This window comes from Acinetobacter sp. Ag2 (genome assembly GCF_001005515.1).
GTDB classification, from domain to species: Bacteria; Pseudomonadota; Gammaproteobacteria; order Pseudomonadales; family Moraxellaceae; genus Acinetobacter; species Acinetobacter bereziniae.
This window is the reverse complement of the sequence record NZ_LBNA01000048.1, coordinates 1-17048: the sequence shown is the minus strand read 5'-3', so window position 1 is coordinate 17048 and position 17048 is coordinate 1. Positions and strand designations below refer to the sequence as shown.

At 36.9% G+C, this 17048-nt stretch carries 16 protein-coding genes; 6 read left to right on the top strand and 10 right to left on the bottom strand.

Annotation, left to right across the window (positions count from 1 at the left end; genetic code table 11):
- Positions 1–3: 3 nt before the first annotated feature.
- From AAV97_RS09885 to AAV97_RS09850, 8 genes are all read right to left on the bottom strand, one after another.
- Positions 4–1389, bottom strand: coding sequence for a hypothetical protein (locus AAV97_RS09885; RefSeq protein ID WP_046760449.1), 1386 nt, complete (start codon positions 1387–1389; stop codon positions 4–6).
- Positions 1390–2382 (bottom strand): type VI secretion system baseplate subunit TssG, encoded by a 993-nt coding sequence (gene tssG, locus AAV97_RS09880; RefSeq protein ID WP_004832247.1) that lies wholly within the window; start codon positions 2380–2382, stop codon positions 1390–1392.
- Positions 2346–4154: a type VI secretion system baseplate subunit TssF gene (gene tssF / locus AAV97_RS09875; RefSeq protein ID WP_004832249.1), complete on the bottom strand. Its 1809-nt coding sequence runs from the start codon at positions 4152–4154 to the stop codon at positions 2346–2348. The genes tssG and tssF overlap by 37 nt, the downstream gene beginning before the upstream one ends.
- A 15-nt stretch (positions 4155–4169) precedes the next feature.
- Positions 4170–4643, bottom strand: a complete 474-nt coding sequence (gene tssE / locus AAV97_RS09870) for a type VI secretion system baseplate subunit TssE (protein ID WP_004832251.1) — start codon at positions 4641–4643, stop codon at positions 4170–4172.
- A gap of 65 nt (positions 4644–4708) precedes the next feature.
- Positions 4709–5212, bottom strand: coding sequence for an Hcp family type VI secretion system effector (locus AAV97_RS09865; RefSeq protein WP_004723558.1), 504 nt, complete (start codon positions 5210–5212; stop codon positions 4709–4711).
- Positions 5213–5259: 47 nt separating this feature from the next.
- Entirely contained in the window at positions 5260–6741 is a 1482-nt protein-coding gene (gene tssC / locus AAV97_RS09860; RefSeq protein WP_004832253.1) for a type VI secretion system contractile sheath large subunit, read from the bottom strand.
- The gene (gene tssB, locus AAV97_RS09855) at positions 6734–7243 is read right to left on the bottom strand and encodes a type VI secretion system contractile sheath small subunit (RefSeq protein WP_004832255.1); all 510 of its coding nucleotides are present in this window, start codon (positions 7241–7243) and stop codon (positions 6734–6736) included. Before tssB ends, tssC begins: the two co-directional genes overlap by 8 nt.
- 30 nt (positions 7244–7273) lie before the next feature.
- Positions 7274–7816 (bottom strand): hypothetical protein, encoded by a 543-nt coding sequence (locus AAV97_RS09850; RefSeq protein ID WP_227549028.1) that lies wholly within the window; start codon positions 7814–7816, stop codon positions 7274–7276.
- Positions 7817–8291: 475 nt separating this feature from the next.
- On the opposite strand from AAV97_RS09850, the gene tssH reads away from it, so the two are divergent.
- The 6 genes from tssH to AAV97_RS09820 are packed head-to-tail and all read left to right on the top strand — an operon-like array spanning position 8292 to position 15853.
- Entirely contained in the window at positions 8292–10970 is a 2679-nt protein-coding gene (gene tssH, locus AAV97_RS09845; RefSeq protein ID WP_046760448.1) for a type VI secretion system ATPase TssH, read from the top strand.
- Positions 10971–10987: 17 nt separating this feature from the next.
- Entirely contained in the window at positions 10988–12097 is a 1110-nt protein-coding gene (gene tssA, locus AAV97_RS09840; RefSeq protein WP_046760447.1) for a type VI secretion system protein TssA, read from the top strand.
- 6 nt (positions 12098–12103) lie between these two features.
- On the top strand, positions 12104–13468 hold the full coding sequence (tssK, locus tag AAV97_RS09835) for a type VI secretion system baseplate subunit TssK (protein ID WP_004832262.1): 1365 nt from the start codon (positions 12104–12106) through the stop codon (positions 13466–13468).
- 12 nt (positions 13469–13480) lie between these two features.
- The gene (gene icmH, locus AAV97_RS09830) at positions 13481–14284 is read left to right on the top strand and encodes a type IVB secretion system protein IcmH/DotU (protein WP_046760446.1); all 804 of its coding nucleotides are present in this window, start codon (positions 13481–13483) and stop codon (positions 14282–14284) included.
- Positions 14285–14294: 10 nt separating this feature from the next.
- Entirely contained in the window at positions 14295–14873 is a 579-nt protein-coding gene (locus AAV97_RS09825; RefSeq protein ID WP_009584306.1) for a hypothetical protein, read from the top strand.
- Complete coding sequence (locus AAV97_RS09820) at positions 14870–15853, top strand: M15 family metallopeptidase (RefSeq protein ID WP_004832269.1); 984 nt, start codon at positions 14870–14872, stop codon at positions 15851–15853. Before AAV97_RS09825 ends, AAV97_RS09820 begins: the two co-directional genes overlap by 4 nt.
- A gap of 247 nt (positions 15854–16100) precedes the next feature.
- Here the strand turns inward: AAV97_RS09820 and AAV97_RS09815 are convergent, their stop codons facing one another.
- Both AAV97_RS09815 and AAV97_RS09810 read right to left on the bottom strand, forming a co-directional pair.
- A complete protein-coding gene (locus AAV97_RS09815; protein WP_005034797.1) occupies positions 16101–16412 on the bottom strand; it encodes an ankyrin repeat domain-containing protein in 312 nt (103 codons plus the stop codon).
- A 77-nt stretch (positions 16413–16489) separates the two neighbouring features.
- Positions 16490–16909, bottom strand: a complete 420-nt coding sequence (locus AAV97_RS09810; protein WP_005034800.1) for a hypothetical protein — start codon at positions 16907–16909, stop codon at positions 16490–16492.
- Positions 16910–17048: the final 139 nt, after the last annotated feature.

Below are 17048 nucleotides of genomic sequence, written 5' to 3'. Positions count from 1 at the left end.
TCTCTATGCAAACTCAGTCCCAACAATTACTTGGGTTTGCTGATGTTCAGCACTATAAACATAGCCATACAACTCATCTTTAAGGTGCAGACTCAACATAAAACCAAAAACTTTGGCTAATGATTGGGTATGACCTAAAGTACTTTTACAATAAAGATAGTGATGTGCTTCAATCGGTGTTTCTGCAAAATTCTGTTCTAATCTTTTTAACAGTTTGACCTCTTTAGGATCATCTAAAACCAAAACAAAAGGTTGCTCTTGTTCAAATTGTTCTACTTGAGCCAAATTCAACTCTTTTAAGGACCTAGATGCCTGATCAGAATTTAGTGCAATTCGAATATACTTTGTTGGCTGTAAATTTTGCAATTCAACCTTTTCATTGGTCATACAACAGGTACTGATATATTCAGAAGGAATATATTTTTCTGTCATCCATGTTCGATCATCAATGGTTTCTTGATCAATTTCAGAATCAACCACAATAAATAACGAAACTTCTGCATCTAATGATTGTGTTCTTTTCAGCAATTTCATCCAATCATGATATGCCGTTGTTTCCCCCCAGTAATGATATTCAGTATGAAACTGCTGATCAATGATACCAAGCTCTGTAAAATACTGTTGAATCAATTCTGCACCTGAGTTTTCATCCCATGTGTGAAATAAATTTTCAGGCAAAATAAGATGAATATTGAGGCGATTCAATTGTGGTACAGCTTCTGCAACCTGTTGTTCTACAGGTTCATCTTCATATTCTTGATGCGGGTTAATCCATGCAGGATGCATACGATATTCATGTGCAAGTTTAGCATCATAGAACAGTGCTGAATTCTTTAAATGCTCCGCAATTTGGTGAAGCATGTCGGTATTCTGTTCAAGCTGTTGCTGAATTAAGGCTGTGATCCGTTTCTGACGACCTGATAAACTTGATGAATCTTCTTCTTGTTCTTCAAGTGTTTGTATACGCAATGACAAGATGGGTAAACCATAACTATTGATGAGTGCTTGATCAAGTTGGGGGCTGACCACATCTTGCAGCTGCTCAATATGAACTTCATTTTCGCCCATTGCACTTAAACTGGTTGTTGAATAGACCTTTAAATTTACCCATTCAATTTCTGCATCTGGCGTTTCAACGATATTTTGCTGTTCTGAGCGTTGCTCTTGTTCAAGTTTTTGCTGCTCTTTCTTGTCTTGACGACTTTGATAGAACTTCTTCAACAACATCGGTGTCACAAGCAACAATGTAATTGCAGCAGGGATTAGTCCAAAGAAAATGACAAAATCCTGTCCACTTGGATTGTATTTAATATCACGCCAATAAAATACGACAATTGCTGAGACCAGTAAAATGACACTGATCAATGTTGCTAAAATTATTTTAATCATTTATGAAGCTCCAATCAGCGCATAACAGGTTTCATCATTATCACTTTGCATCTTCGGCATCACAAAAGCACCTTGTGCCAAACCGACTTGTGCTGTTGAACTCAACTGCAAAGGCTGAACTTCTTCTTTAGCAAGCACCAACCGCAAATCAACCAATAAGGTTGGACTACACCAACTCTGAAGTATTTTTTTTAATTTTTTACTTAACTTTTTCTTCGGTAAAAACTCTAAATATTGAGCATGAGTTAATGGACCAATTTGAATTTCTATTTTTCCATCTATTTGTCGAATAGTTTCCCCACAAAAAGTATTTACCCCCAAAAGAAAGGGTTGTTTGCCCCCTAATTTGGTTCTCTGCTCATCGCCTAGCTTAAACTTCTCAGTAATATATTCTTTGACTTCAACAGGATGATTAAAGACACAGGTCAACATCGTTTTCAACGCATGTGCAGTATTGTTTTGTCCCTGCATCAATCCTGAAAACTCAGCAAAATAATCGTCTAAATCATCTTGCTGATGCTGTGTTCGAATATATCCATTTAACGCATGTAAAATTTCTAAGTAATTATTTTCTTTTTCAATTTCATAACGTACAGGCAGGTTATAACTCAGACTTGCATCGACAAATTGGGCTGTAAGTTTATGGTTAAATAGCCCTAAGAACTTTTGTACCTCGACACGTTGTTTACGAGGTGCTTGCTTGACTTTATTGGTATAGGTATAAGGCATTGCACCCTGCATACCCGTTAAACCTACCACCAAATTGGTCATATGGATCTTATCCTCAACTTGTTCTAAGGATTCAATCTCATGTTTGGGGAAATTTAGATTTAGTGAACTTTCAAAAAGAAAATCATCTGACCAACTTTTTAAAGTGGTGATGGTGGGTGCATGTCTAAATAATCGGGTTGACTGCACAAATTCAAAAGCTGTAGGGGTTTTGAAAAGCTCGTCAACTACAGAAGCTTCTTGCCACCAACGTTCTGTACGCATTGGTATAACTCCTGTTTTGTATTTAAATCTCTCACAAAAACATCAACAAAGCTGTTCATTTGTACTTTTAAATTGAAAATATGGCTAATCAATTCACTGAAAATATAGAGACTATGTCCACGGAAAACTTGAACATCCACATCCATCAATACTTTAACGCCACGTACAAACATCGGGAAAGGTTTTGCTTCAACAAGTTTATGGGTAATTTCAAATTCGATCTGTTTAATCGCATCAATAATCAAATGATTTTCTTTCGATTTTGGCAAGTTATAAAGTTCAAGTAACTCTTTGATATGACTGACCGCATCTCCTTTCATTAACGCCAGCGTATTTAAAGAAAGATGTGAAATAATCCGCCATTGTTCATTTTTATTCATTTCAAATTGATAAGGCTCAGTTGGTCTTTTTAATATCAAAGCACGGCGAGCAACTGTACTGTCATTCAAATTCAAAACATTATTCGATTGACCTAAAGCTTCATACGGCAATTCACGGTTTGAACAAAGTAATCTGCAACTGACAAAATCCGACTTAATGCTCTGAGGCTCAAGTTGTTTTGAAATAATTGAATAGCCTGTTTCCACATATTGATTTTGTAAAACAGTCGGATTTAAGGCATAAAAAAACTGAATATCTTCACCATGATAATGACTCATTGCGAAGAAAGGTAAAATTGGATAGACCACTTGATCCTGATTACTTTTTTCACGAATCAAATTCATTTCAAGTATTGAATACACTTGATAAAATTCAGGATGGTGTGCATCTGTGATGAGTGGGTATTCTAAGTTTTTATGATTGATTTTTTGCGGTTCAGCCTGTTTTTCAAATAGGTTGACCACTGGGCTGGTAAATAATTTAAAATTCGCCACATTCAATTCTGAATAATTTCGAATAATGGCTTGATCGTTTAAATTCAGCTTCAAATGAATTTGAATTTCAAAAGTTAAATTTTCATCTTTTAATAATTTTAAGAAATCTAAATTTAAATTCAGATAACTAAATTTTTCTGGAAAACAAAAGTATTCAATCAACAAACGATAGGCATGATGAGTATGTTGATCTATAGGTAATAGACTTTCATCTTCACGGAATCCCATCACTTCAAAAGGATTATTTATTGCTGTAACTTTTTTATTGATACGCAGACTAAAGCTGGTATCCTGATGAAAAATATGATCTAAAACTTGCAATGGAAAGTTAGAAATCGCATCTAAATAAATAGGAAGCTTTTCATTTTTCAACCAATTTTTACATGGATTTAATAGCTCAAATTTTAAACTAAGTGTCGCATTTTGATTCAAATGAATATGCGCACTTGGCGTGGTTTGAAAACTTAAACTTTCCAGCTGGATGGGAAGTAATTTCACTTCAGTGCTGGTATTAAATTCGCATTGGACTCCTTTAAAACTTCTTGATTTTAAAGTTGTTCCTTTAGGAATAATATGAACATCTGTTAATTGTTTTTGTTTATTTAAATCTTCAAAGCTCACCACAGAACAGGCAGGAAAATGTCGCAAATACTGCGGAAACATCACTTCAAATAATGAGCGGGTAAATATGTCATAGCTATCTGCTAATTTTTTATCAATACGTGCTGCAATTAAAGAAAAAGCCTGAATCAGGCGCTCAATATGAGGATCATCAATTTGTTCTTGGTTTAAAGATAATCTTTGCGCAATTTTAGGATATTTATCTGCAAATGCACGTGACTGCTGACCAAATTCTTGTAGTTGCTTTTCATAATACGGTAAAAGTTCTTCTATCACGACATACCTACATTTTTAAGATCTGGCAGAGATTACATATTGCTGTGTTGTTGGCTTGAGTAAGGCATCAAAAATTACTGGTTCATAAAGCGGATGAATATTTAAATAGGCTTGAATGCTTAAGCATAAAGAACCAACATTCTGATCATCTAGCTGCATTTCTACTTTAATCTGTTTTAGTCGTGGTTCATGTGCAGCGATCGACTGCTCAATGGACTGGCAAATAACATCTCGATCTGTGGGATTTGCAGTTGAAAGCCCGACAAAATCAATAATTCCAAACTGTACAATCGATTTTTTGGCTAAAGCATAATCATCAATATCCACATCTAGTTTAGCGATTCGGGTATTTAACAAATCTTCCAAATCATGAGCAACAGACTCTCTTAGCTCATGTATGGAAAGCCCTTTTACATAATCATCTTCAACAATCAAACGATCAAAGAGTGTAGACCGAAACCCATAGGGATAAAGTTGATCTAAGTTCATAACTGATATTCTAATGATATGAAACAGATAGGGACTGTGCAGTCCCTATCTGTCTCGACCAACAATTAAGCAGCGTAAGATGCTGTATTGTTAGAAAGAGACCATTTCTTAGTAACGGCACCTTTAGCAGAACCGTTAATATCTTGTTGATTATAAGTCCACTCAACTGCAGCATATTTCAAACCAAATGCTTCAGTTGGAACACCTTCTTCATTTACAGTAGGTGTTACACTTGAAACAAGAACATGCTTCAATTTGATTTGGAGGTACTTGATACGTTTGTCACCGTTTGCACGGTAAAAATCAATTTGAACTTCGTCAAAAGTATAACCAGCAGAACAAGCTTCCCAAAGTTTTGGACTAGTCGCATCCAAATCTTTAACGAAAAGCATGTCTGAATGTTCTACACGTTCAGCAGTATGACCACCAACGCTTGAAGAAGTAGCAGATTTTGGTTGACGGATGTTGTGAGACCAAGAATTAACTTCTAGCCAGTTCTTGTGCTCAGAATCACGTGACTCACCATCAACTTTGTACTTGCCTTGAAATTGAACGTATATGTCTTTCATTGGATTTACCCTTATTTTTTAAAGTTATTATTTAGCCACGCTCTATTTTAATTCGAGGACTGAGGTAACTCAGTGACAAGTCGCAGAGAAACTGACAACTCATCTAGCTGGAAATGCGGTCTTAAAAAGACCACAGACTTGTAGTGCCCTGGCTCTGCAGGATTCTCTACAACTTTTACAGAAGCTTCACGCAGTGGATACTGTGCTTTTGCTTCTTGAGACGCGCCATCATCAAGCAATACATATTGTGATAGCCATTCATTTAAAAATGCTTCTACGTTTCCAGCCGATGCAAAACTTCCGACTTTATCTCGCATCATTGCTTTTAGATAATGTGCAATTCGAGAAACTGCCATGATGTATTGGATTTGGCTAGAAAGTGATGAGTTTGCATTCGCAGTATCACTGTCATATTTTTTCGGCTTCTGCGTAGACTGTGCACCAAAGAATGCTGCATAGTCTGTATTCTTACAATGCACCAGTGGAATAAAGCCCAAATCACTTAATTCTTTTTCACGACGATCAGTGATAGCAATTTCTGTTGGGCATTTAAATACCACTTCACCATCATTGGTTTTAAAGGTATGCACTGGTAAGCCTTCGACCATACCACCACCTTCTACACCACGAATAGCCGCACACCAACCATGCAAGTCAAAGGCATTGGTCAAACGTGTACCGAACGCATAAGCTGCATTCATCCATAAATATTCATCGTGATTTTGACCTGAAACTTCTTCAACGAAGTTAAAGCCTTCAGTTGCCCATCCCTCTTTAGGATCATAAGGCAAGCGTCCTAAAACACGTGGCATGGTCAATGCAACATAACGCGCATCATCGCTTTCACGGAACGAACGCCATTGCACATATTCAGCTGTTTCAAACACTTTTGAAACATCACGCGGACGATCAATATCAGTGAATGATTCAAGACCTAACATATTGCTGCTTGCAGCAGAAATGAATGGTGCATGTGATGCTGCTGCAACATGTGAAATTTGTTCTAACAGATACATATCTGATGGTGTACGATCGAACTCAAAGTCACCAATCAAAGTAGCATAAGGAGCGCCACCAAATGAACCATATTCTTCTTCATACACTTTTTTAAACAATGTACTTTGATCGAAATCTGTTGCACCTTGGAAGTCTTTGATCAACTCTTTTTTCGTCGTGTTTAACATACGAATTTTGATCAACGGATTAGACGGTGACTCTTGGCAAAAATAGTACAAACCACGCCAAGTCGATTCAATTTTTTGAAACTGCTCGTTGTGCATGATTTTGCTAAGTTGTGTCGAAATAAGTGCATCAATTTCAGCAATACGCTTATCAATAGACAAAGACATGTTTTCAGAAACAGTAATTGTTCCTGCCATGACTTCTTTCGCCAATTCGCTAATTAAGCTTTTCGCACGATCATGTTCTTCATCATTACGTGCAATTCGGCTACGCTCCACAATAGAATCAAGTAAACTTACTTCTTCTACAGCTGTATCTTGTACAGTATTGGTTTGTAAATTACTCATTTTCTGGACCCGCCTCAGCACTTAATTTACGAATCTGATCCGTATTTTGTAAAACCTCATCAAGCAAGTCTTCCAAACGCTCACTATTAGAAATCTTATTTCTCAAGTCTGTTAAACGCTCACGCGCTTCAACCAACTTTTTAAGTGGTTCAACTTGCTGTACAACTTGTTCAGGGCGAAAATCTTCCATTGACTTAAATGTTAAATCAACTGACATGCGACCACCTTCTTCAGTCAAAGTATTTTCAACTTGGAAGGCTGCACGTGGAGATAATGATTCCATCACTTCATCAATGTTTTCTAAGTCAACATTGATAAATTTCTTGTCTTTTAACTTGGTTCTTTCTAACTCAGAAGCAGCAGAGAAATCGCCGAGCACACCAACAACAAATGGTAATTCTTTAACTTCCTTGCCATCACCCACTTCAACATCATAAGTCAGCTGAACACGTGGTGGTCTGATTCGCTGTAATTTTTTCTGTACACTTTCACGTTTTGACATTTTTTTTATCCATTAATTTGAGCAAATAAATTATGTTGGGAAATTCGGTCTAGCTGCTGGTGTCGGCTTCGGTTTTGCTGGAGTAGCAGCGGGTTTAGATGATGCAGGCTTAGATGAAGAAGGTGCAGAACGTGTCGGCGAAGTACGGTTCACTTTCTGAGGACGGCTCACTTTCTGAGGGCGAGAACTACGCTCTACGCTCGGTGCAGTTTCCTGATTTTTTTCAACCAAAACTGCTGCAGGCATTGCTTGTCGAACAGCATCTGTAAAACTTTTCGCAACTGGATAAGTTTTGGCTTCTGTCAAGTAACGCATTTCACTGGTACGCATCTTGGTTAGCGCATCGGAAGCCAAACCAAGACCAGCAAGGAACTTAACATCAGTCAACTCATTGCTTTGAATATTCAATGTTTCTAAATAACTGACAATTTGAAGCGCTTTTTCATTTTTCCCAAGCTGTTGGAATTTCTCCGCAGCTGAGACCAACAGTTTGTTTTTATAGTCTTTGTTCTTCTTATCACACAATTGCGCATAAATCCCCAGAAGCTCAGGATTCGTCTCGCCTTCAACCATTGGATAGTCTTTGATACATGATCTTTTTAGTTTGATCTCATCGTTTGCGCTAACAAATGTGCTCGCAAATGATGCTCCAAGAACTAAAATGTACGGGATATAATTCTTCAAAATCTAACCTCAATTCACTTGATTCAGTTATTCAATAGATTTACTTTTGATGTTTTATAAATATATATAATTAAAGCAACTTCGTTTAAAATCTTAGAAATAAAACTAAAAAAAACACTTTTAGTCAAGTGAAATTTCGTATCAACATTTTAAACGATTGATAAAAAAAGTTTTTTAAAGCGTTTGGATAATATCAATAATATCTTATCTTCACAAAAGTTTTTTTTTCTGTAAAATATTTCTTGAGATTTTTAAAAAAATATTAAACATTTGATTTTAATATACTAATTTAAATGCCAAATTGATAGGCTAGAAAATTAAAAACTGACTTTGTGCCAAAGTAAAGTTTTTGAGAGAGACAAAAATGACCGATTTAAAAGTTTTGATTAAAAAGTTATCTGCATCTTCACGTACAGCTTTAGAACAATCCGCCAATCTATGTGTAAATCATCAAAATTTTGAAATTGAAATTGAACATTTTTTTGTCAAATTACTTGAACAGCATGGCAATGATCTTGAAATATTACTAAACAAATGCAAAATTTCAAAAGATGCATTGTTAAGTGATTTGTTAGAATGCATTTCTCAGCTTCCGAAAGGCAATACCCGAACGCCAATATTTTCAAAATCAATTGTTCGACTTCTGGAACAAGCATGGTTGCTTGCTTCAGCTGAACAAGATTCAGTGATTCGCAGTGGACACTTACTTGTTGCGTTACTTACTGCCTCGGACCTCTATCAAATTGCAATTCGAGCTTCAAGCTTATTTGATCTTTTCCCGATTGATATGATGAAGCATAAATTCTTGGAAATTTGCGTGAACAGTAACGAAAATGTTCCCGTGAATACCACAGAAAAAGAAGCCAAATCTGAAGTAGATTCAGGTGATCATTCAGCCTCACTTAAAAAAACGCCAGCACTGGATCAGTTCACTATTAACCTCACTGAAAAGGCTCAAAAAGGTGGAATAGACCCTGTTATTGGTCGTGAATACGAAATCCGTTTGATGCTGGATATTTTGATGCGTCGTCGTCAAAACAATCCCATCTTAACAGGTGAGCCTGGTGTCGGTAAAACTGCTGTAGTTGAAGGTCTAGCACTTAAAATTTCACAAAACCAAGTTCCCGATGCGCTTAAAAATGTTCAACTGCATTCTTTAGATATGGGCTTGTTACAAGCTGGTGCAAGCGTCAAAGGTGAGTTTGAAAACCGATTAAAACAAGTCATCCAAGAAGTGCAACAATCAGCTCACCCTATTATCCTGTTTATTGATGAAGCTCACACCATGATTGGTGCTGGTGGTCAAGCAGGTCAAAATGATGCAGCAAACTTGTTAAAACCTGCATTGGCGCGTGGTGAATTAAGAACAATTGCAGCAACAACATGGGCGGAATATAAGCAGTATTTTGAAAAAGATGCCGCTTTGAGTCGTCGCTTCCAAGTGGTTAAAGTTGAAGAACCAACCGAAGAAGTGGCTATTGATATGTTACGTGCCATGATTCCTGTGATGGCAAATCACTTTAACTTACGTATTGATGATGAAGCCATTGTTACGGCTGTACATTCATCACACCGTTATATCAGTGGGCGCCAACTCCCAGATAAAGCCATTAGTGTATTAGATACAGCGGCTGCACGTGTTGCACTCACACAAAATGCCCAACCTGTGAAATTGGATCAACTCAAAGCTCAACAACATAATTTAAATTTAGAATTCAATATCATTGAAAATGAGCATAAGCATGAGTCAATTCATGAAGAACGCTTAGCACAACTTAAACAATCTTTAGATACACTTGAGCAAGAAATTCAAGAAACAGAACAACAATGGCAAGCCGAATTGGATTTAATTCAGCAAATCAAAGTATTAGAAAGCGGTACCGATACGGAACAAGCATCACATAAAGATGAAATCCTAAAACTTCGTAACAACTTAGCTGAACTGCAAGGTCAAGAACCTCTGGTTTTTGAACGTGTAAATGCACAAATCATCAATGAAATTATTTCAGATTGGACCGGTATTCCTGTTGGGAAAATGGTCAATGATGAAATTAAACAAATTCTCAGCTTGGAAGAAAAACTGGAACAACGTGTAATGGGACAAGATTATGCATTACATCAGCTGGTTCAAGGGATTAAAACATCGAAAGCTCGCTTAGAAGATCCGAATAAACCACAAGGTGTCTTCATGCTAGTCGGTCCAAGTGGTGTCGGTAAAACGGAAACCGCCTTAGCACTTGCAAATGAGCTCTATGGTGGTGAATCGCATTTAATCACCATCAATATGTCTGAATACCAAGAAGCACATACTGTTTCCTCTCTCAAAGGTGCACCTCCAGGGTATGTAGGTTATGGTCAAGGTGGTGTATTAACCGAAGCTGTTAGACGTAATCCTTATAGTGTTGTTTTACTGGACGAGATTGAAAAAGCGCATAGCGATGTTCAAGAATTGTTCTACCAAGTTTTCGACAAAGGAACACTTGAAGACGGTGAAGGTCGAGTTATTGATTTTAAAAATACCACGATTTTGTTGACTTCAAATACAGGTTCAAACGCCATTATGCAGGCATGTTTAAATCAGCCTTTAGAAGAGTGGCCAAGCGCTGAAGAGCTGACCGAGCAACTTAAGCCAAGTTTATATAAACAATTTAAACCTGCATTTTTGGGTCGTATGCGGATTGTGCCGTATTTCCCATTACATGATGATCTTCTGGTCAGAATTATTGAACATAAAATTGGCAAAATTACTGCACGACTCGAAAAACAATACGAAACCAAAGTGACATATAGCGACGATTTGATCGAGTTAATTCTCAGTCGTTGCACAGAGGTGGATAGTGGTGCGCGTAATGTTGACAATATTTTAAATGCTTCTGTCTTACCTGCATTAGCAACAGAAATGCTGGTTGCGCTAGCAGAACAAAAAATTCCTAAATTGATTCATATCGACACCAAAGATGATGAAATTATTTACCTTTTAGATCCACAAGCCAAATCTGCAAAGAAGAAATCGAGTAAGAAGCCAAAGGTTGTGGAAGCTTAAATTCACGAGTATAGAGAATGGATATTAATTTAGATACCTTACTAAAACCTATTTCAGATGATCATCCATGTGGAGAAGATTTATCTTTTTCCAATGAGTTTCATGAAATAAAAAAAGCACGAACACATGATGATCCACTATTAGATCAGGGGGATTGGATCTCTGAACCTAAGCAAGCGGATTGGTCATTTGTTGCTGAAAAGTCTGTTCAATTATTAACAGATAAAACTAAGGATATCCGTTTACTGACTTGGCTGACCGAAGCTTGGACAAATCTATATGGTTTTGAAGGTTTAATTAAAGGACTAGAGCTGAGCCATCGCGTCTTAGAGCAATTCTGGTTAAAGCTCCATCCTGAAATTGAAGATGATGATTTAGATCAACGTCTCGGGTTGCTACAAGGCTTCACAACACAATTACCCAGCTTGATCAAGAATGTTCCACTCATCAACATTCAACCATTCTACTCACTTGCCCAATACGAAAAATTTTTACATTTACAAAATGTGCGTCGTAAGCAAGCTGAAGATTCTGATAGTGTGGAAGCATCACTAGAATTAGACCAATTCAACCAAGCTTTATTCAATACATCTCGGACATTTCAATATCAAAATTATCAGCAATTTCAGGAAATTTTGCAGCATTGGAATATCATTAAACAAGTGCTCGATTCTTTGATGGAGTTGGAAGCGCCAAGTTTTGCCAATGTAGATTCTCAACTTGAAAATATTCAAATGAATCTAAAGAAAATCTATAAAGCAGAATCTTTTGGCAGCAACACCAATACAGCGCCTATGGAAAATACAGATACTCAAGTTCAAACACCCATTGCAACAGCTACAGAGTCCTATGCAGCTCCAGTGGTTCAAACACAAAGTTTTCAGCCACAACCACAAAGTCACTTACAGAACCGTGAACAGGCAATGCGTGTTTTACAAGATATTGCTGATTATTTTCAAACCAATGAACCACATAGCCCTGTAAGTTATATGCTGCAAAAAACCATTAAATGGAGTCAAATGCCTTTACACGAATGGTTAACTCAAGTCATTAAAAATGATAATCCCCTTGATTCTATTCAAGAATTACTGGGCGTCAACCAAAATAATGAATCTTCTGAGTGGTAATCCAATATGTTTAAAGCTGAAAAAGTTCTTTGGGGTGAAGGTTTATTTTTAAGACCACAGCATTTCCAACTACAAGATACCTATCAAGAACAACGTTTAAATCATACCGTTCGTTCTACTATTCCCTATCCTTATGGGATTAAAAATCTTCGTTTTGACGAAACTCAATTGGGTACACATGTACTGGCTTTAGAACACATTGATATGATTTGGCAGGATGGCGAGATTTATCAAGCACCTGCTAAAGATCTTTTGCCACAACCGATCTTATTGGATGAATTGAATTTGCGTGGTGAAATGCTCATTTATTTAGCATTGCCGATCTTACAACCCAATAAGAAAAACATTTCAGATGATCAGGATAAGCAACCTGCGCGCTATCATTCTTATTTGAATGAAACACATGATCTGTTTACAGATGCAACACCTGCTGAAATTACTTTTCTGAGACGTCGTACTGAATTCAAACTTTTTGATATTCAAGCTGATCCGAATCAGGATTTAGATGGTTTTTTGTATTTAGCGATTGGAAAAATCAAACGTCATAGTTCAGGTAATTTTGAAATTGATTCAAAATATATTCCGCCAATTTTACATATTCAGTCGAATGAAACCCTGTTGGCGAATTTGAAACGAACTTTAAATGTTGTTCGTGCCAAAATCAAAATGATTCAAACCAATAACCGTGAAAACGAACAGAAACTGATCGAATTTAGATCGGGAGATATTGTGTCTTTCTGGTTGGTGAATGCGCTCAATACTGCTCATGCAACATTAAACCATCTTTTGCAAAATCCTCAGATTCATCCTGAGAAATTGTTCTTTGAGTTGTTACGTTTAACAGGTTCATTACTCACCTTCTCTACCGCATATGAAGTTGAGCATTTACCACAATATCAACATCACAACTTGCAAGATAGTTTTACTCAATTAGATAAAATCTTACGTGAACTGTTAGATACGATTATTTCAAGTCGTTATATCAGTATCGCATTGAAAGAAATTCGTCCTTCGTATTGGGTCGGTAGCTTAGAAACCGATAAAATTACTAAAGAATCAAGACTTTATATCGCAGTCTCAAGTGGTATGATGCAGACACACGAATTGATTCAAATCGTACCTTTACGTTTCAAAGTTGGTAATACGGTAGATGTAGAACAACGTGTTGTTGCAGCACTTCCTGCAATTCCAATTCATCATTTGGTACAAATTCCAACGGCCATTCCAGTACGATCAGGGGTGAGCTATTTTGAAATTGAGCCACACCACGAGATGTATCAGCGTATGCTTGATTCTGAAACCATTTGTATTTATGTACCAGCAGGTTTCCAAGATATCAGTATTGAGCTGATCGCAGTGATGAACGGTTAAGAGGATGAGCAAATGAGTCAGAACAATAATATCGCCCCTTCACTGTTTGATGATGGACAAATTGGGGCAGGTTCTTTACCTCAACCGACTAAAAATGCACAAGCAACCAATTTGGTTGATCTTTTGCACGACGGTTTTTATATCGTCTTTTTATTAAGAAATCAGTACGTTCCTGAAAATGCTGATCGCTTTAAAGAGAAGATTTTAGATTTACTCAATCGCTTCGAACATCAAGCCAAGAAACTACAGTTTTCAGCAGAAGATATTCAAGACGCAAAGTATGCCTATTGCGCTTTACTTGATGAAACGATTGTTACCCAACAAGATCCTTCTTTTTTCAATCTACAAAATCATTGGTTAATCAGCCCCTTACAGTTGACCCTGTTCGGTTCACAACTGGCGGGTTATCGTTTTTTTGAGTTTTTAGAGCTGATTCGTGCCCGCGGTAAAGAAAGACTCGCGTCACTCGAAGTTTATCATTATTGCTTATTGCTCGGTTTTCAAGGTAAGTATCGTATTGAATCTATTGAGAGTTTAAATCACTTAGTCGCACGAGTCGGTGATGAAATTGATTACTTAAAAGGTAAAAAAGCTGCTTTTTCACCTTTTGCTGCGCTACCTGATCAGATCAAAAATATTATTCATCGAGAATTACCTTTTGTTTGGATTCTAATTTTCCTGTTGTTATTTGCAGTGCTTGCTTTTGCAGGATTAAAAATTATGTTGAATAAGAATGAAGATGCTTCGCTTGCAAAATTTAATAATGTAATTGCAGCGCCAGCAGAACAAGCGCATATCACGATTCTATTGCCTTGACGGTAAAATTATGACACAAGAAAAGCAAACATCTATTCGTATATTACAAAGTAAGCCTGTTAAAAAAACTTGGGGAAAATCATCAATCTTTTTACTTGGCTTATTAACCGGGATCATCCTTTCAGCGATCTTTTTCTTTATTTTTATCAATTTTAACCAGCCTGAAACTGTAACTGACTCAGTTGAAACAACATCCGCTGTACAAGAACAAGATGTACAAGCGCATACTGAAGAAGCTACAAACAATCAACATGATGAAAGCGCTGGTGCTTATAAACAACATATTAATGAGAAAGACTTTAATCAAATTTTCAAACATGAAAATAAGCCTGCACCTCAACCAGTTCCAAAGAGCGGCTCACCATTTGAACAAATGCTCAAACCAGAAGTGAAGCCTGCTCCTGCAGTAGCATCTAAACCACCAGTTGTACCTGCAAAACCTGTAGCCGCTGCAACAGCCAAACCGAAAGTTGAGGCAAAAGCAGCTGAAAAAGAAGCTCCAGCGAAAAAGGAAGAAGTTCAAGAGATCTCTCCTGAAGCGACTGTCAAAATGACCATAGAAAGAAAAGAGATAGAAAACAAACCATGATTTTGTTTGTTGTTATTTGTTTTCTCTTTTTGGTGATTGGTCTTACTTTTTTAATGTCTTATGAGATCAGAAACAAAACTTTAGACTATTTAAAAGCACTGCTACCACAGGGTAAGAAAAAACTAGCCTCTGCAAAACATTTCGCAGAGCAAATGAACCAAGCAGCTTCTGCACATCAAACTCAGACCCATTGGCATTTACAACAATGGTGGATTTTGATCGCAGGTTTTTTTCTGCTTTCCAGTATTTTAGTTTTTGCCTTTACTCGCCCCATTGACCCGACAAAAGTAGAAGCAGAATACTTAAGACAGACAGATCCACAAATCTATGCATTGCTTAATGGTGAGGTCTTAAGCCCTCCGCCTGCTGTTGATGACAGCTTAATTGATGCCGCAATTGTGCAAGCTCAAATCCTAGAGAGAGAAAATCCACTTCCAAATCATCAATTCCCAAGTGTGAATCCATCAGCGATTGATAACGAAGGAGTTGGGGACCAGAGAAGCAGTTTTGATACGGCAATGGTTGACCGTAAATGGGACAAAATGCATCCAAGTTATAAGCAACGTTTGCTGATGGTCTTTAAAATCATGAAAGAACGTCACGGTTATGAAATGGTTCTTTTAGAAGGTTATCGTAGCCCTGAACGTCAAACACGTCTATCAGGAAATACGGCAACCACTTTAGCCAAGGCTTATCAAAGCTATCATCAATTTGGATTAGCTGCTGATGTAGCCTTTAAACGTGATGGTAAGGTAGTGATTTCTGAACGCGATCCATGGGCTTGGAAAGGTTATCAACTATATGGTGTTGTCGCTGAATCTGTAGGTTTAACCTGGGGTGGTCGCTGGACAAGAATTCATGACTATGGCCATACTGAATTCCGAATGCCTGGACTACGTAAAAACCGTGAATCTGCTGAACGCTTAATTGCAGAAGCACAAGGTAAAGGTCTCATGGCAAATAATATTGAGGTCAATTAATGGAAATTTGATTGTTGTAGGAAATTACTTACAACAATCACAGCGATTGTCATCTATACGATTAGTGATCAATTTTATATTCTATTGTTATCGGGAACAGGAAGTTTCCCAGACAAAACAACAATAACCAAGTGTCTGAGCATCAGGAACGTGAGATTCGACAGGAGTCAGATCTAACTCACCAATATGAAGAAAACCCCATCAGGATGATGGGGTTTTCTTTTTATAGCCATACCATTTTTTTGATTTATAGTTTCTTTAAATATTCGACTATTTCTTTATTATTCGCCATTTCTGCCAGTTCCAAGGCTGTAAATTGTGCTTTATAGTGGACATCAGCACCCTGACTCACTAATAACTTCAAAATGTCTAAATGATTATTTTCGGCTGCGGCTTGTAATGCACTATAACCTTCTTCATCCATTTGATTGGCATCAATCCCTTGTGATAAAAGCTGTTCGACTTGTTCAATATCGCCAAGTGAAGCAGCATACACCAGTTCAGGAAGATAAAGTTCTTCATCATCATTAGGAATGGGAGAGAATGAGTTAAGTTTCATAAAAAGATCCTATTTGACTGAATTATTACCCGCAAAATTTTAAATGACAACATCAAATTTAAATTATTCTGAAAGGATTACCAAAATTTCCACCACTTTTGTGTGTTTAAATTTTGATGTATTTGTGGTGCTGTATTTTGAATTTCTTCGCCCTTTTCATTATATATCTCATCGCCATCACCACGAACACTTGCTTTAAAATACTGTGCAATTTTATACATTTTTATTAGAATTTCACGATCTGGATTTTTCACGCTAATACTATTTTTAGACGGAGAAAAATAAACATTTACCCCCTCTGGATATTTAGAATAGCCCTTCCATATACATAATCCTTCAATTTTAAAACTTAAAACCTCATTTTCAGGACCAATAATTTCAATTTGGTCGTTACGATCCATTTCAGGATCATTTTCTATATATTCTAGCCATTTATCTAATGTAATTTTATTTTGTGGTTCAGAATCAATCTGCTCAATATGAATAGAATATCCCATATGATTTCCCTTAATTTGTAATAATTATTCTTAATAATTTTAATAGAAAGCTTATAAATAGGATAGATGTATTTCCATTTCACATAAAAAAACACCCCCAACATTTTAGTTGAGGGTGTTTAAGAATTAAAAGCTGGCG

Coding starts and splice junctions, on each gene's coding strand:
- AAV97_RS09885 (WP_046760449.1), bottom strand. CDS start 1,389: ATGATTAAAATAATTTTAGCAACATTGATCAGTGTCATTTTACTGGTC.
- tssG (WP_004832247.1), bottom strand. CDS start 2,382: ATGCGTACAGAACGTTGGTGGCAAGAAGCTTCTGTAGTTGACGAGCTT.
- tssE (WP_004832251.1), bottom strand. CDS start 4,643: ATGAACTTAGATCAACTTTATCCCTATGGGTTTCGGTCTACACTCTTT.
- AAV97_RS09865 (WP_004723558.1), bottom strand. CDS start 5,212: ATGAAAGACATATACGTTCAATTTCAAGGCAAGTACAAAGTTGATGGT.
- tssC (WP_004832253.1), bottom strand. CDS start 6,741: ATGAGTAATTTACAAACCAATACTGTACAAGATACAGCTGTAGAAGAA.
- tssB (WP_004832255.1), bottom strand. CDS start 7,243: ATGTCAAAACGTGAAAGTGTACAGAAAAAATTACAGCGAATCAGACCA.
- AAV97_RS09850 (WP_227549028.1), bottom strand. CDS start 7,816: ATGGTTGAAGGCGAGACGAATCCTGAGCTTCTGGGGATTTATGCGCAA.
- tssH (WP_046760448.1), top strand. CDS start 8,292: ATGACCGATTTAAAAGTTTTGATTAAAAAGTTATCTGCATCTTCACGT.
- tssA (WP_046760447.1), top strand. CDS start 10,988: ATGGATATTAATTTAGATACCTTACTAAAACCTATTTCAGATGATCAT.
- tssK (WP_004832262.1), top strand. CDS start 12,104: ATGTTTAAAGCTGAAAAAGTTCTTTGGGGTGAAGGTTTATTTTTAAGA.
- icmH (WP_046760446.1), top strand. CDS start 13,481: ATGAGTCAGAACAATAATATCGCCCCTTCACTGTTTGATGATGGACAA.
- AAV97_RS09825 (WP_009584306.1), top strand. CDS start 14,295: ATGACACAAGAAAAGCAAACATCTATTCGTATATTACAAAGTAAGCCT.
- AAV97_RS09820 (WP_004832269.1), top strand. CDS start 14,870: ATGATTTTGTTTGTTGTTATTTGTTTTCTCTTTTTGGTGATTGGTCTT.
- AAV97_RS09815 (WP_005034797.1), bottom strand. CDS start 16,412: ATGAAACTTAACTCATTCTCTCCCATTCCTAATGATGATGAAGAACTT.
- AAV97_RS09810 (WP_005034800.1), bottom strand. CDS start 16,909: ATGGGATATTCTATTCATATTGAGCAGATTGATTCTGAACCACAAAAT.